The organism is Citrobacter sp. Cf087 (assembly GCF_030334285.1).
Lineage (GTDB): Bacteria > Pseudomonadota > Gammaproteobacteria > Enterobacterales > Enterobacteriaceae > Citrobacter > Citrobacter freundii.
Genome location: NZ_JAOWED010000032.1, coordinates 98,123 through 122,332, shown reverse-complemented (window position 1 = coordinate 122,332; position 24,210 = coordinate 98,123). Strand labels below are relative to the sequence as shown.

At 51.8% G+C, this 24,210-nt stretch carries 25 protein-coding genes; 16 read left to right on the top strand and 9 right to left on the bottom strand.

Annotated elements, in window-relative coordinates:
* Positions 1-5 precede the first annotated feature (5 nt).
* From livF to ugpQ, 9 genes are all read left to right on the top strand, one after another.
* Positions 6-719, top strand: a complete 714-nt coding sequence (livF, locus tag OGV57_RS22150; RefSeq protein ID WP_003827581.1) for a high-affinity branched-chain amino acid ABC transporter ATP-binding protein LivF — start codon at positions 6-8, stop codon at positions 717-719.
* 102 nt (positions 720-821) lie between these two features.
* Positions 822-1,103, top strand: coding sequence for a hypothetical protein (locus OGV57_RS22145; protein ID WP_003023442.1), 282 nt, complete (start codon positions 822-824; stop codon positions 1,101-1,103).
* 121 nt (positions 1,104-1,224) lie between these two features.
* The gene (locus OGV57_RS22140; protein WP_032937236.1) at positions 1,225-1,446 is read left to right on the top strand and encodes a type II toxin-antitoxin system Phd/YefM family antitoxin; all 222 of its coding nucleotides are present in this window, start codon (positions 1,225-1,227) and stop codon (positions 1,444-1,446) included.
* Positions 1,443-1,811 (top strand): type II toxin-antitoxin system death-on-curing family toxin, encoded by a 369-nt coding sequence (locus tag OGV57_RS22135; RefSeq protein WP_032937237.1) that lies wholly within the window; start codon positions 1,443-1,445, stop codon positions 1,809-1,811. The genes OGV57_RS22140 and OGV57_RS22135 overlap by 4 nt, the downstream gene beginning before the upstream one ends.
* Positions 1,812-2,054: 243 nt before the next feature.
* Positions 2,055-3,371 (top strand): sn-glycerol-3-phosphate ABC transporter substrate-binding protein UgpB, encoded by a 1,317-nt coding sequence (gene ugpB / locus OGV57_RS22130; RefSeq protein WP_054528863.1) that lies wholly within the window; start codon positions 2,055-2,057, stop codon positions 3,369-3,371.
* 100 nt (positions 3,372-3,471) lie between these two features.
* Complete coding sequence (ugpA, locus tag OGV57_RS22125; protein WP_003837841.1) at positions 3,472-4,359, top strand: sn-glycerol-3-phosphate ABC transporter permease UgpA; 888 nt, start codon at positions 3,472-3,474, stop codon at positions 4,357-4,359.
* Positions 4,356-5,201, top strand: coding sequence for a sn-glycerol-3-phosphate ABC transporter permease UgpE (gene ugpE, locus OGV57_RS22120; protein ID WP_003837843.1), 846 nt, complete (start codon positions 4,356-4,358; stop codon positions 5,199-5,201). Before ugpA ends, ugpE begins: the two co-directional genes overlap by 4 nt.
* A 2-nt stretch (positions 5,202-5,203) precedes the next feature.
* A complete protein-coding gene (locus OGV57_RS22115) occupies positions 5,204-6,274 on the top strand; it encodes a sn-glycerol-3-phosphate import ATP-binding protein UgpC (RefSeq protein ID WP_054528862.1) in 1,071 nt (356 codons plus the stop codon).
* Positions 6,271-7,014 (top strand): glycerophosphodiester phosphodiesterase, encoded by a 744-nt coding sequence (gene ugpQ / locus OGV57_RS22110; RefSeq protein WP_054528861.1) that lies wholly within the window; start codon positions 6,271-6,273, stop codon positions 7,012-7,014. The genes OGV57_RS22115 and ugpQ overlap by 4 nt, the downstream gene beginning before the upstream one ends.
* Here ugpQ and OGV57_RS22105 read toward each other — a convergent pair.
* Positions 7,011-7,451, bottom strand: a complete 441-nt coding sequence (locus tag OGV57_RS22105; protein ID WP_003023456.1) for a DUF2756 family protein — start codon at positions 7,449-7,451, stop codon at positions 7,011-7,013. The genes ugpQ and OGV57_RS22105 overlap by 4 nt on opposite strands.
* Before the next feature lie 118 nt (positions 7,452-7,569).
* Between OGV57_RS22105 and ggt the strand changes: the two genes are divergently transcribed.
* A complete protein-coding gene (gene ggt, locus OGV57_RS22100) occupies positions 7,570-9,315 on the top strand; it encodes a gamma-glutamyltransferase (protein WP_048218792.1) in 1,746 nt (581 codons plus the stop codon).
* A 44-nt stretch (positions 9,316-9,359) separates the two neighbouring features.
* Here ggt and OGV57_RS22095 read toward each other — a convergent pair whose 3' ends face one another.
* The 6 genes from OGV57_RS22095 to yhhY form a co-directional block, all read right to left on the bottom strand.
* Positions 9,360-10,394, bottom strand: a complete 1,035-nt coding sequence (locus OGV57_RS22095; RefSeq protein ID WP_003023461.1) for a phosphotriesterase family protein — start codon at positions 10,392-10,394, stop codon at positions 9,360-9,362.
* Positions 10,391-11,362, bottom strand: a complete 972-nt coding sequence (locus OGV57_RS22090) for a DMT family transporter (RefSeq protein ID WP_286531731.1) — start codon at positions 11,360-11,362, stop codon at positions 10,391-10,393. Before OGV57_RS22090 ends, OGV57_RS22095 begins: the two co-directional genes overlap by 4 nt.
* A 53-nt stretch (positions 11,363-11,415) precedes the next feature.
* A complete protein-coding gene (locus OGV57_RS22085) occupies positions 11,416-12,177 on the bottom strand; it encodes a glutamine amidotransferase (RefSeq protein ID WP_046671270.1) in 762 nt (253 codons plus the stop codon).
* Positions 12,178-12,192: 15 nt separating this feature from the next.
* Complete coding sequence (locus OGV57_RS22080; RefSeq protein ID WP_003023466.1) at positions 12,193-13,407, bottom strand: PfkB family carbohydrate kinase; 1,215 nt, start codon at positions 13,405-13,407, stop codon at positions 12,193-12,195.
* A 322-nt stretch (positions 13,408-13,729) separates the two neighbouring features.
* A complete protein-coding gene (locus tag OGV57_RS22075; protein ID WP_003846191.1) occupies positions 13,730-14,614 on the bottom strand; it encodes a hypothetical protein in 885 nt (294 codons plus the stop codon).
* A 46-nt stretch (positions 14,615-14,660) separates the two neighbouring features.
* A complete protein-coding gene (gene yhhY, locus OGV57_RS22070) occupies positions 14,661-15,149 on the bottom strand; it encodes an N-acetyltransferase (RefSeq protein ID WP_003846192.1) in 489 nt (162 codons plus the stop codon).
* A 416-nt stretch (positions 15,150-15,565) separates the two neighbouring features.
* Between yhhY and OGV57_RS22065 the strand changes: the two genes are divergently transcribed.
* From OGV57_RS22065 to gntU, 5 genes are all read left to right on the top strand, one after another.
* A complete protein-coding gene (locus tag OGV57_RS22065) occupies positions 15,566-16,603 on the top strand; it encodes an oxidoreductase (RefSeq protein ID WP_054528860.1) in 1,038 nt (345 codons plus the stop codon).
* A 123-nt stretch (positions 16,604-16,726) separates the two neighbouring features.
* On the top strand, positions 16,727-17,422 hold the full coding sequence (gene yhhW, locus OGV57_RS22060) for a quercetin 2,3-dioxygenase (RefSeq protein WP_054528859.1): 696 nt from the start codon (positions 16,727-16,729) through the stop codon (positions 17,420-17,422).
* A 129-nt stretch (positions 17,423-17,551) separates the two neighbouring features.
* Positions 17,552-18,547: a gluconate operon transcriptional repressor GntR gene (gntR, locus tag OGV57_RS22055; protein WP_003023473.1), complete on the top strand. Its 996-nt coding sequence runs from the start codon at positions 17,552-17,554 to the stop codon at positions 18,545-18,547.
* 141 nt (positions 18,548-18,688) lie between these two features.
* Positions 18,689-19,219, top strand: a complete 531-nt coding sequence (gntK, locus tag OGV57_RS22050) for a gluconokinase (protein ID WP_003023475.1) — start codon at positions 18,689-18,691, stop codon at positions 19,217-19,219.
* Positions 19,219-20,559: a gluconate transporter gene (gene gntU / locus OGV57_RS22045; protein ID WP_003023477.1), complete on the top strand. Its 1,341-nt coding sequence runs from the start codon at positions 19,219-19,221 to the stop codon at positions 20,557-20,559. Before gntK ends, gntU begins: the two co-directional genes overlap by 1 nt.
* A gap of 95 nt (positions 20,560-20,654) precedes the next feature.
* On the opposite strand, the gene OGV57_RS22040 is transcribed toward gntU, so the two are convergent.
* On the bottom strand, positions 20,655-21,101 hold the full coding sequence (locus OGV57_RS22040) for a lipoate--protein ligase family protein (RefSeq protein ID WP_003837860.1): 447 nt from the start codon (positions 21,099-21,101) through the stop codon (positions 20,655-20,657).
* Between the two features lie 1,032 nt (positions 21,102-22,133).
* Positions 22,134-22,727 (bottom strand): NAAT family transporter YhgN, encoded by a 594-nt coding sequence (gene yhgN / locus OGV57_RS22035; RefSeq protein WP_003023480.1) that lies wholly within the window; start codon positions 22,725-22,727, stop codon positions 22,134-22,136.
* Positions 22,728-22,918: 191 nt separating this feature from the next.
* On the opposite strand from yhgN, the gene asd reads away from it, so the two are divergent.
* Positions 22,919-24,025 carry an aspartate-semialdehyde dehydrogenase gene (gene asd, locus OGV57_RS22030; RefSeq protein ID WP_003837862.1) on the top strand — a complete coding sequence of 369 codons (1,107 nt, stop codon included), beginning with the start codon at positions 22,919-22,921 and terminating at the stop codon, positions 24,023-24,025.
* Positions 24,026-24,210 lie beyond the last annotated feature (185 nt).

Sequence of the window (24,210 nt, the reverse complement as noted above, 5' to 3'; positions counted from 1 at the left end):
TTAATATGGATAAGGCGATGTTATCGTTCGACAAAGTCAACGCCCACTACGGCAAGATACAGGCGCTGCATGACGTCAGCTTGTATATCAACCAGGGTGAAATCGTTACTCTGATTGGTGCCAACGGCGCGGGAAAAACCACGCTGCTCGGCACATTGTGTGGTGACCCGCGAGCGACCAGCGGGCGAATCGTCTTTGATGGTAAAGACATTACCGACTGGCAGACAGCGAAAATCATGCGCGAAGCGGTAGCGATTGTGCCGGAAGGGCGTCGCGTGTTTTCCCGTATGACGGTGGAAGAGAACCTGGCGATGGGCGGTTTCTTTGCCGAGAAAGACCAGTTTCAGGAACGCATCAAGTGGGTGTATGACCTGTTTCCTCGCCTGCATGAGCGTCGTATTCAACGTGCAGGAACGATGTCCGGCGGTGAACAACAGATGCTGGCGATAGGCCGTGCGCTGATGAGCCAGCCGAGGCTGCTACTGCTTGATGAACCATCGCTGGGTCTGGCGCCGATTATCATCCAGCAGATCTTTAACACCATTGAGCAACTGCGCGAGCAGGGGATGACCATCTTCCTTGTCGAACAGAACGCTAACCAGGCGCTGAAGCTCGCCGATCGCGGCTACGTGCTGGAAAACGGTCATGTGGTGCTGGAAGACACTGGCGATGCGCTACTGGCTAACGAAGCGGTGCGCAGTGCGTATCTTGGCGGTTAATCATTCTCTGAATAGACAAGGGGCCCGCTGTGGCCCCTTTTTATTGCGCTATGTTATTATTGAGAATAGTTATCAATAATAAAAAATGAACATGGAGAAAGGATGATTCGTTCAGGTACCTGCATGATGATTGGCAGTTTGTTTTTGACGCTTTCTTTAACTACCCTGGCCTCGACACCGCCAGCGTTTGACCCGCGCGATCCCGCAATCTGGGAAGAGAAATCGGACAACCCGTTAGCGCAATCCGACTCGCCCTGCGAAGTGTTTACCAGCTCGGTATGCCCGGGCTGGGAAGATGATAAATCAGATATCCAACGTGAACGTGAGCGGCGAGAGCAGCAGCGTTTACAGAATGAGTACGAACGACGCTGGCGCAGAGATTAAGTCTATCCAGAGATAATGAGGTCGTACGTCAGGCAACGTATCCACGATTACATGCGCTGACTGATGCTTCTCTTTTGTACGCTTCAGTTGTACAATTAAGATGTACATATGAGGAGGCTTTATGCGCACTATGAACTATAGTGAAGCTCGACAAAACCTGGCTGAAGTGCTGGAGAGCGCTGTCACTGGTGTGCCTGTTACCATTACGCGCCGTGGTCATAAACCTGCGGTAATCATCAGCGCGGAAGAGTTTGAACGCTATCAGGCCGCCAGACTTGATGATGAATTTGCCGACATAATGATGATTCATGGTAATGAAATCAGGGAGCTGGCGGATAAATGACGCTACAGATTATCTCAGCGGAAGAGATAATACAGTTTCACGACAGGCTGCTCCGCGTGACGCCTGGTGTCGCAGGTATGCCTGACCCCGGTCGTGCGGAAGCGCTGATGTATCGGGTATTGAATCAAATCGAATATGAAGGTGTGACTGACGTGTGGCTACTGGCGGCAATGCATTTGTTAGCCATTTCCCGTGGGCATATCTTTAATGATGGTAACAAGCGTACTGCGTTATTTATTACGTTGCTGTTTTTAAAACGTAATGGGATCGTATTATCTGCAAACCCTGATTTTGTTGCCATGACGGTTGAAGCGGCAGCAGGACAACTCACGTTAGAACAAATTGCGCATCGTCTGCGCCATTAATGCATCATCTCGATATCTGAACCGCTATTAGACCGGGTAAGGCATACCGCTACCCGGCTTTGTTGTGCACCACTCCGCATTTTCCTGTCACTACGCTTTCACCGCCTTGCCATCTGTTTGTCGCCTTACTATCTTTTTTTTGTAATAAAAAAGTTATTTTTCTGTCATTCGAGCATGTCATGTTACCCCCGCGAGCATAAAACGCGTGATATCGCGCATCCGGCACAACAAGAGAGATAACCGATGATATCGTTACGACATACAGCTTTAGGACTGGCACTTAGCCTGGCGTTTGCAGGTCAGGCACTGGCGGTCACCACCATCCCATTCTGGCACTCAATGGAAGGCGAACTGGGTAAAGAAGTTGATTCTCTGGCGCAACGTTTTAATGCCGCCAATCCCGACTACAAAATTGTTCCGCAGTACAAAGGCAACTACGAGCAGAGCCTGAGTGCAGGAATTGCCGCTTTCCGTACCGGAAACGCGCCTGCGCTGCTACAGGTTTATGAAGTGGGTACGGCAACGATGATGGCTTCGAAAGCCATTAAACCGGTCTATGAAGTATTCAAAGAGGCTGGTATTAACTTCGATGAGTCTCAGTTCGTACCGACGGTTTCCGGTTATTACACCGACTCTAAAAGCGGACATTTGCTTTCTCAACCGTTTAACAGCTCCACTCCGGTGCTGTACTACAACAAAGATGCCTTTAAAAAAGCTGGTTTAGACCCTGAGCAGCCGCCGAAAACCTGGCAGGACCTGGCGGAGTACACCGCGAAGCTGAAAGCGGCAGGCATGAAGTGCGGTTACGCCAGCGGCTGGCAGGGATGGATTCAGATTGAAAACTTCAGCGCCTGGAACGGTCTGCCGGTCGCTACCAAAAACAACGGTTTTGACGGTACTGACGCAGTGCTGGAGTTCAATAAACCGGAACAGGTGAAACATATCGCCCTGCTGGAAGAGCTGAACAAAAAAGGCGATTTCAGCTACTTCGGGCGTAAGGACGAATCCACTGAGAAGTTCTATAACGGGGATTGTGCCATTACCACCGCCTCTTCCGGTTCGCTGGCTGATATCCGCCATTACGCGAAATTCAACTATGGCGTCGGAATGATGCCGTACGATGCCGATGTGAAGGGCGCGCCGCAGAACGCAATTATCGGTGGGGCCAGTCTTTGGGTGATGCAGGGCAAAGACAAAGGCACCTACGAAGGCGTGGCGAAGTTCCTCAACTTCCTGGCGAAGCCTGAAATTGCTGCTGAATGGCACCAGAAGACCGGCTATCTGCCGATCACCACAGCTGCCTACGACCTGACCCGTGAGCAGGGCTTCTATGATAAGAACCCTGGGGCTGATATCGCCACCCGCCAGATGCTGAACAAGCCGCCGTTGCCGTTCACCAAAGGGCTGCGTCTGGGCAACATGCCGCAGATCCGTACCATTGTGGATGAAGAGCTGGAAAGCGTCTGGACCGGGAAGAAAACCCCGCAGCAGGCGCTGGATGCCGCCGTTGAGCGTGGCAATCAGTTACTGCGCCGCTTTGAGCAATCGACCAAATCGTAATGTGAAATGCCGGGTGGCGGCTGCGCCTTACCCGGCCTACAAATGCGCGTAGGCCGGATAAGCGTAGCGCCATCCGGCGCTGTTCAGGAATCAAACTTCCATGTCTTCATCTCGTCCGGTGTTCCGTTCGCGCTGGCTTCCCTATTTACTGGTGGCTCCGCAGCTGGTTATCACCGTTATTTTCTTTATCTGGCCTGCCGGTGAAGCGCTGTGGTACTCGCTACAATCCGTTGATCCGTTTGGTCTTTCCAGCCAGTTTGTCGGACTGGAAAACTTTGTCGCGCTGTTTCATGACCCGTACTACCTCGACTCATTCTGGACCACCATTAAGTTCAGTACGTTAGTCACGGTAAGCGGTCTGCTGGTGTCGTTATTTTTTGCGGCGTTGGTGAATTATGTGGTACGCGGCAGCCGTTTTTACCAAACGCTAATGCTGTTGCCTTACGCCGTTGCGCCCGCCGTTGCCGCCGTATTGTGGATCTTCCTGTTTAACCCCGGGCGCGGGCTGATTACCCATTTTCTCGGTGAGTTTGGCTATGACTGGAACCATGCGCAAAACAGCGGTCAGGCAATGTTCCTGGTGGTGTTCGCGTCGGTCTGGAAGCAGATTAGTTACAACTTCCTGTTCTTCTTTGCCGCACTGCAGTCTATTCCTCGCTCGCTGATCGAAGCCGCCGCGATTGACGGTGCGGGGCCGGTTCGCCGCTTCTTTAAACTGGCGCTGCCGCTTATTGCCCCGGTGAGCTTCTTCCTGCTGGTGGTGAATCTGGTGTATGCCTTCTTTGACACCTTCCCGGTGATTGATGCTGCCACTGCAGGCGGGCCGGTACAGGCGACCACGACGCTGATTTATAAGATCTATCGCGAAGGTTTTGTCGGGCTGGATCTGGCTTCTTCCGCTGCACAATCGGTGGTGCTGATGTTCCTGGTCATTATTTTGACGGTGGTGCAGTTCCGCTATGTGGAAAGTAAGGTGCGTTACCAATGATTGAGAACCGTCGTGGGCTGACAATATTCAGCCATGCCATGTTGATTATGGGGATCATGGTGATCCTGTTTCCGTTGTACGTCGCGTTTGTCGCGGCGACGCTGGATAACAAAGCGGTGTTTGAGACGCCGATGACACTGGTTCCCGGCTCGCAGCTGCTGGAAAACATGAAATACATCTGGGTCAACGGCGTGGGCGTCAACAGCGCGCCGTTCTGGCTGATGATGCTCAACAGTTTCATCATGGCGTTCAGCATTACGGTAGGGAAAATTACCGTCTCTATGCTCTCCGCATTCGCCATCGTCTGGTTTCGCTTTCCGCTGCGCAACCTGTTCTTCTGGATGATTTTTATCACCCTGATGCTACCGGTTGAGGTGCGTATTTTCCCGACGGTAGAAGTGATCGCCAATCTGAAGATGCTCGACAGCTATGCGGGTCTGACACTGCCGTTGATGGCATCTGCGACAGCGACTTTCCTGTTCCGTCAGTTCTTTATGACCCTGCCGGATGAACTGGTTGAGGCGGCGCGTATTGACGGCGCGTCACCAATGCGTTTTTTCCGCGATATCGTACTACCGTTGTCAAAAACCAATCTGGCGGCGCTGTTTGTTATTACCTTTATCTACGGCTGGAACCAGTATCTGTGGCCGTTGTTAATTATTACCGACGTCAATTTGGGCACTGCGGTGGCGGGTATCAAAGGCATGATTGCCACCGGTGAAGGCACCACGCAGTGGAACCAGGTAATGGCCGCCATGCTGCTGACGCTCATCCCTCCGGTAATCATCGTGTTAGCCATGCAGCGCGCGTTTGTGCGTGGTTTAGTGGACAGTGAGAAATAAAAATGGCTGGTTTAAAACTACAGGCAGTAACCAAAAGCTGGGACGGCAAAACCCAGGTGATTAAACCGCTGACGCTGGACGTCGCGGACGGGGAATTTATTGTGATGGTTGGGCCATCCGGCTGCGGTAAGTCTACGCTGCTGCGGATGGTGGCCGGGCTTGAACGGGTAAGCGGCGGCGATATCTGGATTGATAATAAACGCGTCACCGAGATGGAGCCGAAGGATCGCGGCATTGCGATGGTCTTTCAAAACTATGCTCTCTACCCGCATATGAGCGTGGAAGAAAACATGGCCTGGGGGCTGAAAATCCGCGGGATGGGCAAGGAGCATATTGCTGAGCGGGTAAAAGAGGCGGCACGTATTCTCGAGCTAGGTGAGCTGCTCAAACGTCGTCCGCGCGAACTTTCCGGCGGCCAGCGCCAGCGCGTAGCGATGGGACGAGCGATTGTACGTGACCCGGCGGTATTCCTGTTCGATGAGCCGCTTTCTAACCTTGATGCCAAGCTGCGCGTACAGATGCGTCTGGAGTTACAACATTTGCATCGCCGACTGAAAACCACCTCGCTGTACGTGACGCACGATCAGGTTGAAGCGATGACCCTCGCCCAACGGGTAATGGTAATGAACAAAGGTGTTGCCGAGCAAATCGGTACCCCAGTTGAGGTGTATGAAAAACCCGCCAGCCGCTTTGTGGCGAGCTTTATCGGCAGCCCGGCGATGAATCTGCTCGATGGGCGCATCAGCTCGATGGGTACCCATTTTGAGCTGGAGGGCGGCATGACGTTACCCATTGGCAGAAGCGCCAGGGAGTGTATTGGGCGTAACATGACGCTGGGTATCCGCCCGGAGCATATTGCGCTAAGCTCGCAGGCCGAAGGCGGCGTGCCGCTGGTCGTCGACACGCTGGAAATGCTGGGTGCGGATAATCTGGCACATGGACGTTGGGGTGAGCAAAAGCTGGTGGTGCGACTGGCGCATCAGCATCGCCCGACGGCAGGCAGTACGCTGTGGCTGCATCTGCCAGAACATCATCTGCATCTTTTTGATGGCGAAACAGGACAACGCGTATGAATAACTGGCCTTACCCCCATATTGTCGCCCATCGCGGCGGCGGTAAGTTAGCCCCGGAAAACACCCTGGCGGCAATCGACATGGGGGCGCAATATGGGCATACCATGATTGAGTTTGACGCTAAATTGTCGAAAGACGGTGAGATCTTCTTGCTGCATGACGACAACCTGGAACGCACCAGTAACGGCTGGGGCGTGGCTGGCGAATTGAACTGGCAGGATCTATTGCGCGTGGACGCCGGCGGCTGGTTTAGCGGTGAGTTTAAAGGCGAACCGTTGCCGCTGCTCTCGCAAGTTGCTGAGCGCTGTCGCCAGCACGGCATGATGGCAAATATTGAGATCAAACCCACCACCGGGACGGGGGCGCTCACCGGGAAGGTCGTGGCGCTGGCCGCACGTGAACTGTGGGCGGGAATGACGCCACCACTGTTGTCATCCTTTGAAATTGATGCGCTAGAAGCGGCGCAGCAGGCGGTGCCTGAACTGCCGAGAGGTTTGCTGCTGGATGAATGGCGCGAGGACTGGCGTGAGCTGACCACGCGGCTTGGCTGCGTCTCTATTCATCTTAATCATAAGCTGCTGGATGAGGCGCGCGTGGATGTGCTGCGCGATGCGGGGCTACGTATTCTGGTGTATACCGTCAACCGACCCCAGCGCGCGGCGGAACTGCTGCGCTGGGGGGTGGACTGCATCTGTACCGATGCCATTGATACGATTGGTCCGGATTTCCAACCCTGTTAAGGCCCAATCGTTTTTAACGGAACGTTAGGCTGCGGCGTGCTGGAGGGCTTCAGCATGTCGCCGTTCTTTTTCTCCGACAGCATATGTTGCTTATTGAGCGAGCTGTCCGGATTACGGGTTCCACTCAACATCCCACCGTTACTGTTAGGCAGCATTTGCTGCTGTCCAGGATTCAACTCGCCCGGCTGAGACTGCAGCACGCGCTGGGTGTTCGTGTTGATTTGGTTTTCCATATGCTGTTGCTGCATGCGCGTCTGCGTTTGCAACTGCTGGTTGAGCATCCCTTTCTGCTGAATCTGCTGTGATTGCATTTGGGTTTGCATACGCTGCTGGCTCGGGATCTGATAACCGGGTTGATTCGGGTTATTCATGGTGTTGATGGGCTGTGCAAAGCCTGCAAACGGCAAGAGCATGGCTAAAAGTAAGAGTCGTTTCATCGCTTTTCTCCTCTCGGGGATCATTTAAGTTTACTCCTTTCTCGCCGTTACGATGATTATTTCAGAGTTATGCACCAGGCTTAGTGGGGGCAGACCCCCGTACATCTGGAGAATAACGATGATAAAACCGACGTTTTTACGCCGGGTAGCCATTGCTGCTCTGCTCTCAGGAAGTTGTTTTAGCGTTGCTGCCGCGCCGGCTGCGCCACCGCCGGTATCCTACGGTGTCGAGGAAGATGTGTTCCATCCCGTTCGCGCGCAACAGGGGATGGTGGCTTCCGTAGATGCTTTAGCCACCCAGGTTGGGGTGGATATTCTGAAACAGGGCGGGAATGCCGTTGATGCCGCTGTAGCCGTTGGCTACGCGCTGGCGGTGACGCATCCGCAGGCGGGCAATCTGGGCGGCGGCGGGTTTATGCTGCTGCGTACCAAAGACGGTAACACCACGGCGATCGATTTTCGTGAAATGGCTCCCGCTGGCGCGACCCGTGATATGTTCCTTGATGAACAGGGCAACGCCGATGCGAAAAAGTCACTAACGTCGCATCTGGCATCCGGTACGCCGGGTACCGTGGCGGGTTTCTCGCTGGCGCTGGAGAAATACGGCACGATGCCGCTGAACAAAGTCGTGCGCCCAGCAATGAAGCTAGCGGAAGAAGGCTTTGTGGTTAACGACGCGCTGGCTGACGATCTGAAAACCTATGGCAGCGAAGTGCTCCCTAATCACGAGAACAGCAAAGCCATTTTCTGGAAAGACGGCGAGCCGCTGAAAAAGGGTGACAAGCTGGTGCAAACGAACCTAGCGAAAAGCCTGGAGATGATTGCCGAGAACGGTCCGGATGCGTTTTATAAAGGGGCAATTGCCGATCAGATTGCGGAGGAAATGCAGAAAAACGGCGGGTTGATGACCAAAGAGGATTTAGCCAGCTATAAAGCCGTGGAGCGTACGCCGATTAGCGGCGACTATCGCGGATATCAGGTCTTCTCCATGCCACCGCCGTCCTCTGGCGGTATTCACATTGTGCAGATCCTCAATATTCTCGAAAACTTCGATATGAAGAAGTACGGGTTTGGCAGCGCTGATGCCATGCAGGTAATGGCTGAAGCGGAGAAATATGCCTACGCCGACCGCTCGGAGTATCTGGGCGACCCGGATTTTGTGAAAGTACCGTGGCAGGCGCTGACCAACAAAGCCTATGCCAAATCGCTTGCCGATCAAATTGATATCAACAAGGCTAAGCCTTCCAGCCAGATCAAACCTGGCAAGCTCGCGCCGTATGAAAGCAATCAGACCACCCATTTCTCGGTGGTGGATAAAGACGGTAATGCCGTGGCGGTGACGTATACCCTGAACACCACCTTCGGCACCGGCATTGTGGCGGGTAACACCGGCATTCTGCTTAATAACGAAATGGACGATTTCTCCGCCAAGCCGGGCGTGCCGAACGTTTATGGGCTGGTGGGTGGCGATGCTAACGCGGTTGGGCCGAAGAAGCGTCCGCTGTCATCAATGTCGCCGACTATCGTGGTAAAAGACGGGAAAACCTGGCTGGTTACCGGCAGCCCTGGCGGGAGCCGAATCATCACTACCGTGCTGCAAATGGTAGTCAACAGCATTGATTTTGGAATGAACGTCGCCGAAGCGACCAACGCGCCGCGCTTCCATCATCAGTGGTTGCCCGATGAACTGCGCGTTGAGAAAGGGTTTAGCCCGGACACCATTAAGCTGCTGGAGCAGAAAGGGCAGAAAGTCGCGCTGAAGGAAGCGATGGGCAGCACGCAGAGCATTATGGTAGGACCGGATGGTGCACTGTATGGCGCATCTGACCCGCGTTCCGTGGATGATTTAACGGCGGGATACTGATTTTTGATTAATAGCCCGGTGTCAGGCACCGGGCGTTTTGTTGGCTATGCCGTGAGCAACCGCGCTGGGTTATCAATACAGAGCCTGCGTAGAGTATCGTTGTCTACTCCACGGGCGGCCAGATAGGCGAGGAAAACATTCGGGACAAATCCCCAACCGTTCCCCCCATTTTTTGCCCACATCTGTTTGAGAAAAACATCATGGCTTAAAACTATCTGATCGGCGTAACCCAATTCAATCAGATGTGCTACCGCATCTGCGGTTTCCTGAACGCCTGGGGCGATACCTTCTTTTGGGAAAGTGATGTCCAGGCCAATCATGTCAAATTCAAGCCATACGCCGCGATCGAGCATTTTTCGTTGATAGGCAACATCTTTTCCCGAAGGATCTGAATGCGCCAGCGAGACTTTTGCCGGAGAGACGTTCATCTCTTCAAGGACAATATCCAGCACCTCATCACCCAGCCGCAGCCACCCTGGCATATGGATATTCATCGCAGTATGAGGATTATTACGTTGTGCCAGAGAAGCCGCTCGCAGACTGTTGCGTTCCGCCTGCGTAAAAGCGGGTGATACGCCAATTTCACCTATCATGCCGGCGCGAATATCCGTCTCGCCTATCCCCTGATTCAGTTCCTTATCAATAAGTGAGGCTAACAACTCGACAGGTTTGTGGATCCTGGCACTTTCAAACTTCTCCAGATAAGGTCCTGATGAAGCTACGATGTTCAAACCGGTTTTTAATGCCACTTCTCGCAATGACAAGACATCTCGACCGATAGATTCAGAACCTGTCGCGTCGACAATCGTCCTGCCTCCCAGTGACATAAAGTTGTTGATTTCAAAGATGACATCATCAATTTCCTTTCTGTCCATGTTATCGGCGCAGCAGTAGGGATCATGTTTCAATCCCCACTGCAGATCAGCGCTGACCTTTTTCCCCACGAGTTGCTGTGAGAATTCATAATGCGGTTCGTCAACAACCGATGATAAATCGTTAAACAGATGCTCATGCGGTAGCGTCAGACCCATATCCGTGTGCGCCACTGGGCCTGTCACGGTTTGCAGGAAACCTTTCATCCTGACACCTCCATTTTTTGCGCCATTTTGGATGCTCTGTATTCGGGGATGGTGGTAACAATTGCGCCTATTAGCGCAAACAGCGTCCCAATGATCGTGACCAGATAGACCGTATTACCCAGTGACGGGATAAGTTCATCAATCAACACTGAGCCAAGCAATTGACCCGCGGTAGAAGCAACACCGAGCATCAACAGCCCTAAGCCTCTGACCAGAATCGCCATCAGCCCGATGGACAGCAGACCCAGCGGGCCACCGAGATACATCCACCACGTATCGGGTAACTGGACGGTGACATGACCTAATGCGACACGTATCGCCAGCGCAGCGCCCAGCACACAAAAGCCGACGATGAAGTTCCAGGTAATGGAAACCAGCATAGAGCCCGTTGCCTCGGCAACTTTGGCATTTCCAGCGGGCTGCCAGCCAGCGAGTAATCCTGCCAAAAATGGAAGGATAGCGAGCAGGATAAAGGAGGTTGAATGCCACTGTGGTGACACGACAAAAATCGTGGCAATAACAGCGAACAATGCGCCAGTAACGCGCCATGGCGTGAAGTATTTCTTCTCGTCCACACCGACGCCAAAACGGTCGCACAGCAGGCCGGAAAGGAGGAGGGCGGAAATTAATGCAGTTTGAAACGTGGCAACGCCCAACGCGCTGGCTGATGCCCCTTCCGAAAATACAACCATCGCCCCGCATAATCCGGCAAACCAATTCCACAAAGGGATTTTCCGCGTTTTTATCAGAGCTGGGATCGACGCGAATTGCTGGCGTGTTTCTTTGCGCGCAATAATAATAAAAAACATGACGACCAGACCACTGGCGAACGAGATTACTGCGCAAGCATTTCCATCCTGCAACCAGTGTCCCAATTGTCCATTAACGGCAGACTGCATAGGGGAAAGCATATCGGCTAAGATAGTTGCAAGCATCAGTAAGGGGGTTGAGTACTTATTCTTGTTCATACATCAATCCTTATATTTTATAAAAGGAGTAACTTTCGTTACTCCATTGTTTTTTATTTTCTGGCGATGAATTGAAGCGTGTTAACCCACAGGTCGGTATAAAACGACCAGGACATAAATTGCTGTGTTCCCCAGTGCGGCGAACAGTCGCTCATGAAGCAGGCGGTTTTACCCTGTTGGTATTCACCGAACACTAACAGCGGGTCATTATTTATTGTTAAAACAACATCGGCATCTTCTCTGGAGACAACCTGGTTATATCCAAGAAATGCCGGGTAGTCGGTGAATCCGTTAACGACAGGATGTTCAGGGGAAATAGCCTCAGCGTAGATACCCTCTGGTTTTTCTACCCGGTCATCGCCGTCAAGCATAATAACTGGCAAAACCTCGGCAAGAATGGTGTTCTTGTAATTAGCTTTTGCCTCAATACCCATAAATGACAGATAGCCGCCAATCATGAGCAGTCCACCACCATTTTTGACATACTCTTTAATTGATTCCAGAGCATTGGGCTTTATTTTTAGCTGATAGAACGTCTCGTTTTGCAACAGGAACGTATTGCTGCCGATATCGCTAATGACAATGACATCGTAACGGTTTAGGTCATCAATGCTTTCTGGAAATGCGATTTGCACGGTGTGAGCAGGCATGTAATCAACTTCTACTCCGCCTTTCTTTAAGCATTCCAGTAACCATGTGGCACCCTCTTCATATTTACTGGAGGTAAAACTGTCATAGCCTTTTGAATGGATCATGTGAATATGCCAGGATTCTCCAATAAAGAGCACCTTTAGTTTTTTCTGTGTATTATTCATAGTCTGCTCCTTGATTTAGTGAGTCGAGATAGTTTGTTTGTAATGCGAACCTTGAATGCGATGAAGAACGGATTCGTTTTCTGGCATGTCAGAGGCATTGGGTGTTTCAACAGCAAGCGAGGCGAATGCACTGGCGTAGCACAATGCAGATGCCAGTGATTTTCCTTTAGCAAGGCCAGATGCGAGTGCACCATTGAAGGCATCACCCGCTCCTGCGGTATTTTTTACAACTGCCGGGAATGCCGGAGAATAGATGAATTGTGTTCCGTCATAAGCGAGGGAGCCTTTGCTCCCTAGGGTGATAATGGTATTTTTGACGCCTTTCTGATGAATAATCTTTGCCGCACTTTTTGCCGACTCAATATCATTGACGGACATGTTTGCCAACAGACCCGCTTCGGTTTCATTTGGCGTGATATAATCAATATTATCAATAATGGTATTGACCATTTCATTGTATGGTGCTGGATTTATAATGACAGGGATATCATTTTTCTGTGCGAGACGAATGGTTTGGTGAAGCGCTTCGTAATTTGTCTCCAGTTGTACGAGAACAATATCTGAATGAACAATGGCTTCTTTTTGTATGGTGATTTCATCAGGGGAAATTGTCATGTTAGCACCGGGGTAGATAGCGATGACGTTATCCCCGGTATCTCCATTCACCATAATAGTAGCTGTACCTGTTTGTGTTTCTTTGGTCTGATAGATAACGCTTTTATGGATTTTTGATGAGTTTATAAAATTAATGGCGTAATCACTGAAATGGTCTGACCCTACTTTAGTAATAAAATGTACATCAGAATCGGCATAGCTTGCAGCTAATGCCTGATTGCATCCTTTACCTCCGGGCGAAAAAATAAATTTATCGGCAAGTAATGATTCGCCTGTCGAGGGGAGCCTCGGTAGGTAACTGATAATATCAACATTGAACGAGCCAATAACACATACATTATTCTTCATGGCAGAGAGACCTTTTTTTATTTTCTGCGCTGATTCATATTTTTCCAGCACATAAGCAATTTCGTTTTTTGCAACGTTATCAAGAGAGTCAAGGGTAATAAATGCACCACCATGACAGCGAGTGAGATATCCCTGTCCGGCAAGTTCATTGAGATCTGAGCGAATGGTTTCCTTTGTTACCTTGAGACTTTTCGCCAGATTTGAAACTTTTACAACTCCCGAAATACTGATTTCTTTCAATATTCTATGATGGCGTTCAAATTTCATTTTTTACCTCACCGTGGTTAAGTTAGTCCCAGGGGAAGTATATTGTTGTGATTGTCACCATAAAGTGATGGCAGAAACCAAAAAAAAACAAAAATGTAATATTAATATTATTAAAGTTAAGATAAATAGCGATGAAGATAGTAAGTAAAATAACCCTATGATTCAGGTGGTTGTTACGCCTGAAGATGACGGCGGAGGCGATGGACTGCAATCAACAACTTTATGCCAGGATTGGATGGCAATTCCGCTTTTGGATGTAACGACGGGGAAATTAAGGATAATGACCTACAGCCTTCTGAACGTTGCAGGCCTTATTCGTCCGTTAAGGAACATACTGTTGCAGTGATTCAGACCAGTGAAATATTTGGCTGCTTTTATCCTGCAGGTTCACGACCTCTAAATCATAAAATCCCTGCGTCTTTGCCGACCGCAATTTCAGGATGTACTTACTCTCGCTGATGTCGTGCTGCCTTGTGCCGTCTTTATTCCAGTCTCCGGCGATATCCGAATAGTAATAAACAAGGTCAGAAAACACGTTGATTATCTTGCTGTCTTTGATGGTGTAGAGTTCCAGCACTTCATAAAACGCCCCGCCGCCGGAGTAGGCATCGGAGTAGCCACCGCGCACCCCGAACGCCAGAGTATCGGGAGCGATCCGGTACGGTGCCAGATCCAATTTTGTATAATAAGCCAGCGGTCTGACGGACTCATCATCGCTCTCTTTCTCGGCAGCTTTATTCCACGCTGAGATCTGGTTTAATGGTTTTTCCGAGCGGGCAATCGGCTGCAGCTGTTGGTTCTGCCAGGAGAAAACGCCGAGATATAATTTATTGGCGCGTCCGTTGTTGTAGTTTTCCGGACAGGTGTTATCCGCGTACTTTTTTGCCTGCCCGGCATCGGCCTGATTGTCAGCAAAACAGGCGACGCCAATGTATTTCCCGTCTTTTCCCCAGGCTTTGGCGCCAGTGAGGATCAGATTATTAGGATTTTCGTTCGGCGCAACCCAGCCAATCCACTGGTTCTCTGATAATCCCTGTGGAAGTTCACCAAATCCTTTCGCAGGTGTTGCCCCTGCCATTTGCTCAGCAAAAATCTGTTTACCTTCAGTATGTTGAATAACGCCGGGTACGGCATCGAGATTTTGTACGGTAGTGGCAAAAGCTGGGGAGAGCGAGGCCAGTAAAACCAGGGGAACAAACTTTTTCACTATTGCGTCCTTTCAATAAACAGGGCGATAAGACTCGCCCTTAAATTTATTTCACGCGTGCCATAAAATACGCATCCACGTACTCGCCGTTGCGCAGGCCGTATTTCTTACCTGTCCCTTCGATCTCAAAGCCATGCTTTTTATAGACCGCAACCGCAGGTTCGTTATCCACAAACACTGTTAACTCGATACGGTCGACGCGCAGCCAGTTGTCGCACATGTCGATCATCGTACGGAGAAGCGCGCTTGCAACGCCGCGATTCTGCCAGCGGGCATCAACGCAGATACCAAAATCGGCTACATGGCTGCGGCGGGGGCGCTGAGCAACGTCGATGCAGAGATGTCCGACGACGATATCATCAATGCACGCGACCAGTTGTTTGATTCCGACCCGTTCGGTTAGTCGCTCTTGCCACATCTCCATGGAAGGATGAGGAACCTGTAGCGTGTTGTGATACACCTCTGGCTGGGCATGGATCTGACGAATTGCGTCGTAATCTTTCGGTTCAGCGTGGCGTATCACTATCTCACTCATTCCTTATCTCCTTCAGGGTTAATTGAGTCTTTACCCTCGCTGAGAAAGAAAATTCCGTCAACTGCATTTTTTTGCAAAAAGAAGTAGACAAGTGCGAATGAGAATGATTATTATTGCTCTGCGTTCAGGGGAACCCCTACGGAGAACCTGAAAGCACGACATTGCTCACATTGCTTCCAGTATTACTTTAGCCAGCTTTTGCTGGCTTTTTTTTTGGGGTTTTGTTTCAGCCTGGCTTACTTGTCATTTTGTCCCCGGGATGATGCCGGATGGCGCTTGCGCTTATCCGGCCTACGGCTGAGACCTGGGTTTTGTAGGCCGGATAAGGCAACGCCGCATCCGGCAAAGAATCCAACATTCAGTCTCCAGCCGCTTTGCGCTATGGTGTAGATAATCATCTTCAAAAGGACTGTCTCATGACCTTACACTGCGCATTTATTGGTTTTGGTAAAAGTACCACTCGCTACCATTTGCCGTACGTCCTCAACCGCAAAAATAGCTGGCATGTCGCGCACATTTTCCGCCGTAACGCCAGGCCGGAAGAGCAGGCGCCGCAGTATTCACATATTCACTTCACCAGCGACCTCGACGAGATCTTAAACGATCCGCAGGTGAAGTTAGTGATCGTTTGTACCCATGCTGACAGCCATTTTGACTACGCCAAACGTGCGCTTGAGGCGGGTAAAAACGTGCTGGTTGAGAAACCGTTCACGCCGACGCTGGCAGAAGCAAAAGTGCTGTTCGAACTGGCGCAAAGCAAAGGGCTGACCGTTACGCCGTATCAGAATCGCCGTTTTGACTCCTGCTTTCTCACTGCTAAAAAAGCGATTGAGAGCGGCAAGCTCGGCGAAATTGTTGAGGTTGAAAGTCATTTCGATTACTACCGTCCCGAGGCGGAAACTAAGCCGGGACTGCCGCAGGACGGCGCATTTTATGGCCTGGGCGTACACACCATGGATCAGATTATCTCGCTGTTCGGACGCCCCGATCATGTGGCCTATGACATCCGCAGCCTGCGTAATAAAGCGAACCCGGACGATACCTTTGAAGCGCAGCTGTTTTACGGCGACCTGAAAACCATTGTTAAAACCAGTCATCTGGTGAAAATCGACTATCCGAAGTTTATCGTCCATGGCACCAAAGGCTCGTTTGTGAAGTACGGCATCGACCAGCAGGAAACCAGTCTGAAGGCCAATATCATGCCAGGTGAGCCTGGTTTCGCTGCTGATGATTCCATCGGAATGCTGGAGTATGTCAACGATGACGGCATCACAGTAAAAGAAGAGGTGAAGCCGGAGGTGGGGGATTACGGTCGCGTCTATGATGCGCTGTACCAGACGCTGACCGCCGGTACGCCTAATTACGTCAAGGAATCTGAAGTTCTAACCAACCTGGAGATCCTCGAACGCGCCTTCGAACAGGCATCTCCGGCGACGATAACCCTCGCCAAATAGCCTGCACAGACTCCTCTGGGTTTATTCATATTTTTTGAACAGAGGAGTCAATTTTCACCCTCTATGATCCCAGGCGGATTGAGTCCACACTTACTCCATCGAAAACATCTGGGGGTGAACACAATGATCTATTTACGCCAAGCTAACGACCGCGGCCATGCGAATCATGGCTGGCTCGATTCCTGGCATACCTTCTCTTTTGCCAACTACTATGACCCGAACTTTATGGGGTTCTCGGCACTGCGCGTGATTAACGATGACGTGATTGACGCAGGCCAGGGCTTTGGCACTCACCCCCATAAAGACATGGAAATCCTGACCTACGTGCTGGAAGGCGCGGTGGAACATCAGGACAGCATGGGCAACAAAGAGCAGGTTCCGGCCGGAGAGTTTCAGATTATGAGCGCCGGGACGGGGATCCGTCACTCGGAGTACAACCCGAGTAATACTGAGAAGCTGCATCTGTATCAGATCTGGATCATGCCGCAGGAAAACGGTATTACGCCGCGCTATGAACAGCGCCGTTTCGATGCCGCTCAGGGTAAACAACTGGTGCTGTCGCCTGATGCCCGCGATGGCTCACTGAAAGTGTACCAGGATATGGAGCTGTACCGTTGGGCGCTGGTCAAAGATGAGCAGTCGGTACATCAGATTGCCGCTGAACGTCGCGTCTGGATCCAGGTCGTTAAAGGCAACGTCACCATTAACGGAACCAAAGCGACCACCAGTGACGGTCTGGCAATCTGGGATGAACAGGCAATTTCTATTCATGCCGACAGCGACAGCGAAGTGTTATTGTTTGATCTGCCGCCAGTCTAACGTGCTGTAACCTGATGTAGGCCGGATAAGACGCGAAAGCGTTGCCATCCGGCTTTTCATCGTTTGTCATTAATTCCGTGCGTCCGTGGTAAACTGGGGGAATCTATCCCTTTTTAACGCTTCAGGACGATGAAAAAGAAAAGACCCGTACTTCAGGATGTAGCCGACCGCGTGGGCGTGACCAAAATGACGGTCAGTCGCTTTTTGCGTAACCCGGAGCAGGTCTCCGTGGCGCTGCGGGGCAAAATTGCCGCTGCACTTGATGAGCTGGGTTATATTCCCAATCGCGCTCCTGATATCCTTTCTAACGCCACCAGTCGCGCTATCGGCGTGTTGTTACCGTCTCTCACTAACCAGGTTTTTGCTGAAGTGTTACGCGGCATTGAGGCCGTCACCGACGCCCATGGTTATCAAACTATGCTCGCGCACTACGGCTATAAGCCAGAGATGGAACAAGAGCGCTTGGAATCGATGCTGTCGTGGAATATCGATGGCCTGATCCTCACCGAACGTAGCCATACGCCTCGTACGCTGAAAATGATTGAGGTCGCCGGTATCCCGGTGGTTGAGCTGATGGACAGCCAGTCTCCGTGTCTGGATATCGCCGTCGGTTTCGACAACTTCGAAGCCGCGCGCCAGATGACTGCCGCTATCATCGCCCGCGGGCACCGTCATGTTGCCTATCTTGGCGCACGTCTTGATGAACGTACTATCATCAAACAGAGGGGCTACGAGCAGGCAATGCGCGATGCCAACCTGGTGCCGTACAGCGTGATGGTGGAACAGTCTTCTTCTTACTCATCCGGTATTGAACTCATCCGTCAGGCGCGGCGCGAATACCCGCAGCTCGACGGCATTTTCTGTACCAACGATGATCTGGCGGTAGGGGCGGCCTTCGAATGCCAGCGTTTAGGGCTGAAAATCCCGGATGACATGGCGATTGCTGGATTCCACGGTCACGACATCGGACAGGTGATGGAGCCGCGTCTGGCGAGCGTGCTCACGCCGCGTGAACGCATGGGCAGCATTGGTGCTGAACGCCTGCTGGCGCGCATCCGTGGTGAAGCAGTCACACCTAAAATGTTAGATTTAGGTTTCACCTTGTCACCGGGCGGATCTATTTAAGCCAACAAGTTTGAAGTAGCTCACACTTATACACTTCGAGCACGAATGGATATTGCTTCTCTATTTATCCGGCTGGACAATGTTACCGATAACAGTTACCCGTAACAATTTCCAGATTCTTGTACCAGTGGGGGCAACGCTTTGAGCACGACTAATCATGATCACCACGTTTACGTTCTGATGGGCGTATCGGGCAGCGGTAAATCTGCTGTCGCCAGCGAAGTGGCGCATCAACTGCAGGCCGCGTTTCTTGATGGCGATTTTCTCCATCCGCGCAGCAACATCATGAAAATGGCTTCCGGTGAGCCACTCAACGATGATGACCGTAAACCGTGGTTACAGGCGCTGAATGACGCCGCCTTTGCGATGCAGCGTACCAACAAGGTTTCGCTGATCGTCTGTTCCGCTCTGAAAAAAGTCTATCGCGACCAGCTACGCGACGGTAACCCGAACCTCTCTTTCATCTATCTGAAAGGGGATTTTGACGTTATCGAAAGCCGTCTGAAAGCGCGTAAAGGCCACTTCTTCAAAACGCAGATGCTGGTGACCCAGTTTGAAGCGTTGGAAGAACCAGGTGCGAATGAAAACGATGTACTGGTGGTCGATATCGATCAACCACTGGACGGTGTGGTCGCCAGCACCATTGAGGTTATTAACCAGGGCAGTAAGTAGTGAGTACATTAACGCTTGTTTTAACAGCAGTAGGGTCCGTTTTATTACTGCTGTTTTTAGTGATGAAGGCGCGTATGCACGCCTTCCTTGCTTTGATGGTGGTGTCTATTGGTGCAGGTCTCTTTTCCGGTATGCCGCTCGATAAAATCGCCGCGACTATGGAAAAAGGGATGGGAGGCACGCTCGGTTTCCTGGCGATTGTTGTGGCGTTGGGGGCGATGTTTGGCAAGATTTTGCATGAGACCGGCGCAGTCGATCAAATTGCCGTCAAAATGCTGAAATCCTTCGGCCACAGCCGCGCACATTACGCGATTGGCCTGGCCGGGCTTATCTGTGCGCTACCGCTGTTCTTTGAGGTGGCGATTGTGCTGCTGATTAGCGTAGCGTTCTCGATGGCGCGTCACACCGGTACCAACCTGGTTAAATTAGTCATTCCGTTATTTGCAGGCGTAGCGGCGGCTGCGGCGTTTTTACTGCCGGGGCCAGCGCCGATGTTGCTGGCTTCGCAGATGCACGCTGACTTTGGCTGGATGATCCTGATTGGCCTGTGTGCCGCGATTCCGGGCATGATTATCGCCGGGCCGCTGTGGGGTAATTTCATCAGCCGTTACGTTGAGCTGAACATTCCTGATGACATTACCGAGCCGCATCTGGGCGAAGGTAAAATGCCGTCCTTCGGCTTTAGCTTGTCGCTGATCCTGCTGCCGCTGGTATTGGTTGGTCTGAAAACCATCGCCGCGCGCTTTGTGCCGGTTGGTTCTTCAACTTACGAATGGTTTGAGTTTATCGGTCACCCGTTTACCGCGATTCTGGTTGCTTGTCTGGTGGCGATTTACGGTCTGGCGATTCGCCAGGGTATGCCAAAAGACAAAGTGATGGAGATCTGCGGTCATGCGCTGCAACCGGCGGGGATTATCCTGCTGGTGATTGGTGCAGGTGGCGTGTTTAAACAAGTGCTGGTTGATTCCGGCGTCGGTCCGGCGCTGGGCGAAGCGTTAACCGGAATGGGTCTGCCGATTGCCATTACCTGCTTCGTGCTGGCGGCAGCGGTGCGTATCATTCAGGGTTCTGCGACCGTGGCGTGCTTAACGGCGGTCGGTCTGGTGATGCCGGTGATTGAACAGCTAAACTTCTCCGGCGCACAGATGGCGGCACTGTCTATTTGTATCGCAGGCGGCTCGATCGTGGTCAGCCACGTTAACGACGCCGGTTTCTGGTTGTTCGGTAAATTTACCGGCGCAACGGAAGCACAAACGTTGAAGACCTGGACGATGATGGAAACCATCCTCGGTACGGTCGGCGCAATTGTTGGTATGATTGCCTTCCAGCTGTTGAGCTGAGTCTTGTTGCCCGGTGGCGCTTGCGCTTACCGGGCCTGGAAATGAGCACACATCCACATCGTAGGCCGGGTAAGCGCAAGCGTCACCCGGCTTTTTTACAGCACCATCACGCCATCCTCGGTTTTCAACCAACGCGGCGCTTTCAGCGTGTCGGCGAAATAGCCCACCAAATCCTGCAGCAAATCACCCGCTACTCGCTCCATATCATCAGAAAGCGTTTTGCTCATCAGCAAATGCGTCAAAAGCTGGCAGTAACGCCCCATCTGGTCTGGCTCAGGCTCGAAAAGGGGAAAACGGGTCGGGAATGTATCTACCGTCAGACTGGCCTGCAGATGCTGCGGTACAGGCTCCGTTAAGGTCGGTTGCAATAATGCGAGACAGGCCGACAAACGTGCACAAATCGCCAGTTTTTCAACCGGGTCATGGCATTCAACCAGTCCTTCGACAAAACGCTCGCAGTTATCCGCCAGTTCGGTGAAATCCGTGGCATGGCTAAAGGGCAGGGTAAATAAAGAGTGTGAAAAGAGAGGGGTAGTCGCCATAGGGCAGCCTCCAGTATGTTTTATTTAAACCACCACCGGAGAGGCTAATCTCGCGGGTGGCAGAATCGAGCGGAGTTAGCCTTACCGGTCATACTGGATACCGGCGCGTCTTGCGACGCCCCCGCTCGACCCGCCATTGAGACGAAATCGGTCGCACGACATAGAAGTATATGTCGCCAGTATGATTTTCAGAAGGCTAATTCTGACACCTGATTTTGCAGGTGCAGCGAGAAGATAAGGCTAATCCACGATGCTGACAAGAGGGCATTCCGGAAGGCGCTTCGCAGAAATGAAAATACGTTATATCAGCGACTTAAAAGCATAAGGAATACCTGAAATTACAGCGCAATGCCGTTCAGTTAAGCATGTAGGGTGAACATGTGATTATTGCTCAGGTTTCCGTTCACCTCAGTGGTGTCATTTCTTTGAAGCGCTGATACCCGTGAACGTGCAAGGGAGGCTCACCGCCGCCTCCCTTGCAACCCAGGCTCCCGGCGGGAAAATCGTCGCTGCGCGAGTTATTCGTCTTATTCCGTCTGCCTGTCGGGTCGGGGCCGAGCCTGCGTCCCTGCAGGCCGTCCCCTTTGCCCGCATCCTTGCGGGCAGACCCGGTCAGCCGTCAACGCCTCATCGATTTTCAGCCGGACCGGTGTCATCGCTTCAACGCTCTGACTTCCAGTTAAATTTGTTTTGCTGTCCAAACCTGTTCAAATAAAAACGCAGATGGTCAGGTGTGGGCTGGTCCGGCTGAAAATTGCCGACGTGTTTCCGTAAGGCCGGGGGAGTCAGCATGGATGCTGGCTCAGGGCGCGTTTTACAGGGACGTTTCCTCGCGCCCGGCCCGGTAGCCTGGAGGAATAAGCGGAGGGTATTGCGCAGCAACAATTTTCCTGCCGGAGAGCCGGGATTGTTAAGGGGGTTGCGTAGCCCCCTTAACACGTTCACTGGTGACGAGATCTCAGAGAAGCAATGAACATAACGTGAACGGAACCGTTCTCCGGGTAACATGTCATCCGGTTCAAAAAGGAGAAATTACCCCTTCATCCACATCCGTACGCCGTCGAGGAACATCTGGGTGGCCATCATCACCAGAATCAGCCCCATCAGGCGCTCCAGCGCGTTCACCCCTTTCTCCCCCAGCAGACGCAAAAACAGCGACGACTGCAACAGAATCACAAACGTACCGCCCCAGGCGATCAGCAGGGCGATTACCAGATGCCCCATCTGATTAGGATACTGATGCGACAACAGCATTAGTGAAGCCAGGATTGTCGGACCGGCTACCAGCGGGATCGCCAGCGGAACGATAAACGGCTCTTCACCCGCCGGAAGCCCGGTGCTATTCCCGGTGGCGCTGGGGAAAATCATCTTAATGGCGATCAGGAACAAAATGATGCCCCCGGAGATAGAAACGGTTTCCGCGCGCAGGTTAAGAAATGCCAGAATTTTCTCGCCCGCAAACAGGAATATCAGCATCACCAACAGCGCAATGAACAGCTCGCGAATCATAATCGCGCGGCGGCGTTTTGGTTCGGTATGTTTCAATACGGACATGAAAATGGGCAGATTTCCGAGTGGATCCATAATCAGGATCAATAAAACTGCCGCTGAAATGATTTCATTCATAACTCAAATTCCCTGATAATTACCACGGACTTTCTGCTTGCTTGCGCAGCGGGATAAGTCGCATTACTGATGGCTTCGCTATCATTGATTAATTTCACTTGCGACTTTGGCTGCATTTTGTATGGTGAAGGATATGCCACCAGGACACTGGCATACATACACAGCACACATCTCTGCAGGAAAAAAACGCTATGAAAAATGTTGGTTTTATCGGCTGGCGCGGTATGGTCGGCTCTGTTCTCATGCAACGCATGGTTGAGGAGCGTGACTTCGACGCCATTCGCCCTGTTTTCTTTTCTACTTCCCAGCTCGGGCAGGCGGCACCGACATTCGGTGGAACCGCGACCGGCACGCTTCAGGACGCTTTTGATCTGGATGCGCTGAAGGCGCTCGATATCATCGTGACCTGTCAGGGCGGCGATTATACCAACGAAATCTATCCAAAGCTTCGTGAAAGCGGTTGGCAGGGTTACTGGATTGACGCGGCCTCTTCGCTGCGTATGAAAGACGACGCCATCATTATTCTCGATCCGGTTAACCAGGATGTCATCACCGATGGCCTGAATAAAGGTATTAAGACCTTTGTCGGCGGTAACTGTACCGTTAGCCTGATGCTGATGTCCCTCGGTGGCCTGTTTGCCAACGACCTGGTCGACTGGGTCTCCGTGGCGACCTATCAGGCGGCTTCCGGCGGCGGCGCGCGTCATATGCGCGAGCTGTTGTCTCAGATGGGCCATCTGTATGGCCATGTGGCCGAGGAGCTGGCGACCCCATCCTCTGCTATTCTCGACATCGAACGTAAAGTGACGACCCTGTCCCGTAGCGGTGAACTGCCGGTTGATAACTTTGGCGTACCGCTGGCCGGTAGCCTGATTCCGTGGATCGACAAACAGCTCGATAACGGTCAGAGCCGTGAAGAGTGGAAGGGACAGGCGGAAACCAACAAAATTCTCAACACGTCTTCCGTGATCCCGGTTGATGGTCTGTGCGTGCGCGTCGGCGCGCTGCGCTGCCACAGCCAGGCGTTCACCATCAAACTGAAAAAAGATGTGTCTATTCCGACCGTGGAAGAACTGCTGGCGGCGCACAACCCGTGGGCGAAAGTAGTACCAAACGATCGTGAAATCACCATGCGTGAGTTAACCCCGGCGGCCGTTACCGGCACGTTGACCACGCCAGTAGGTCGTCTGCGTAAGCTGAATATGGGACCGGAGTTCCTGTCAGCCTTTACCGTAGGTGACCAGCTGCTTTGGGGTGCTGCGGAGCCATTGCGCCGCATGTTACGTCAACTGGCGTAATGGTTTGTTAATGACCAAAGGGTGCTGAGTCACCCTTTTTTTTGCGTAATACAGGAGTAAGCGCAGATGTTTCATTTTTTACCAGGAGTAAGATAAAGCATTGGCTATTCTTTAAGGGTGACTTAGTACCGGAGGTATTAAGTTGTTGCCTGAAGGTGGGACGACGCAGAGAGGATGCACAATTG

Bases quoted from the DNA above. Each gene is read 5' to 3' on its own strand.
- yhgN (WP_003023480.1), bottom strand. From the start codon at position 22,727: ATGAATGAAATCATTTCAGCGGCAGTTTTATTGATCCTGATTATGGAT.
- livF (WP_003827581.1), top strand. From the start codon at position 6: ATGGATAAGGCGATGTTATCGTTCGACAAAGTCAACGCCCACTACGGC.
- OGV57_RS22095 (WP_003023461.1), bottom strand. From the start codon at position 10,394: ATGAAAGGTTTCCTGCAAACCGTGACAGGCCCAGTGGCGCACACGGAT.
- ugpB (WP_054528863.1), top strand. From the start codon at position 2,055: ATGATATCGTTACGACATACAGCTTTAGGACTGGCACTTAGCCTGGCG.
- OGV57_RS22115 (WP_054528862.1), top strand. From the start codon at position 5,204: ATGGCTGGTTTAAAACTACAGGCAGTAACCAAAAGCTGGGACGGCAAA.
- ugpA (WP_003837841.1), top strand. From the start codon at position 3,472: ATGTCTTCATCTCGTCCGGTGTTCCGTTCGCGCTGGCTTCCCTATTTA.
- OGV57_RS22140 (WP_032937236.1), top strand. From the start codon at position 1,225: ATGCGCACTATGAACTATAGTGAAGCTCGACAAAACCTGGCTGAAGTG.
- OGV57_RS22145 (WP_003023442.1), top strand. From the start codon at position 822: ATGATTCGTTCAGGTACCTGCATGATGATTGGCAGTTTGTTTTTGACG.
- OGV57_RS22080 (WP_003023466.1), bottom strand. From the start codon at position 13,407: ATGAAATTTGAACGCCATCATAGAATATTGAAAGAAATCAGTATTTCG.
- OGV57_RS22135 (WP_032937237.1), top strand. From the start codon at position 1,443: ATGACGCTACAGATTATCTCAGCGGAAGAGATAATACAGTTTCACGAC.
- OGV57_RS22040 (WP_003837860.1), bottom strand. From the start codon at position 21,101: ATGGCGACTACCCCTCTCTTTTCACACTCTTTATTTACCCTGCCCTTT.
- OGV57_RS22085 (WP_046671270.1), bottom strand. From the start codon at position 12,177: ATGAATAATACACAGAAAAAACTAAAGGTGCTCTTTATTGGAGAATCC.
- OGV57_RS22105 (WP_003023456.1), bottom strand. From the start codon at position 7,451: ATGAAACGACTCTTACTTTTAGCCATGCTCTTGCCGTTTGCAGGCTTT.
- yhhW (WP_054528859.1), top strand. From the start codon at position 16,727: ATGATCTATTTACGCCAAGCTAACGACCGCGGCCATGCGAATCATGGC.
- ugpE (WP_003837843.1), top strand. From the start codon at position 4,356: ATGATTGAGAACCGTCGTGGGCTGACAATATTCAGCCATGCCATGTTG.
- asd (WP_003837862.1), top strand. From the start codon at position 22,919: ATGAAAAATGTTGGTTTTATCGGCTGGCGCGGTATGGTCGGCTCTGTT.
- ugpQ (WP_054528861.1), top strand. From the start codon at position 6,271: ATGAATAACTGGCCTTACCCCCATATTGTCGCCCATCGCGGCGGCGGT.
- yhhY (WP_003846192.1), bottom strand. From the start codon at position 15,149: ATGAGTGAGATAGTGATACGCCACGCTGAACCGAAAGATTACGACGCA.
- OGV57_RS22090 (WP_286531731.1), bottom strand. From the start codon at position 11,362: ATGAACAAGAATAAGTACTCAACCCCCTTACTGATGCTTGCAACTATC.
- OGV57_RS22065 (WP_054528860.1), top strand. From the start codon at position 15,566: ATGACCTTACACTGCGCATTTATTGGTTTTGGTAAAAGTACCACTCGC.
- ggt (WP_048218792.1), top strand. From the start codon at position 7,570: ATGATAAAACCGACGTTTTTACGCCGGGTAGCCATTGCTGCTCTGCTC.
- gntR (WP_003023473.1), top strand. From the start codon at position 17,552: ATGAAAAAGAAAAGACCCGTACTTCAGGATGTAGCCGACCGCGTGGGC.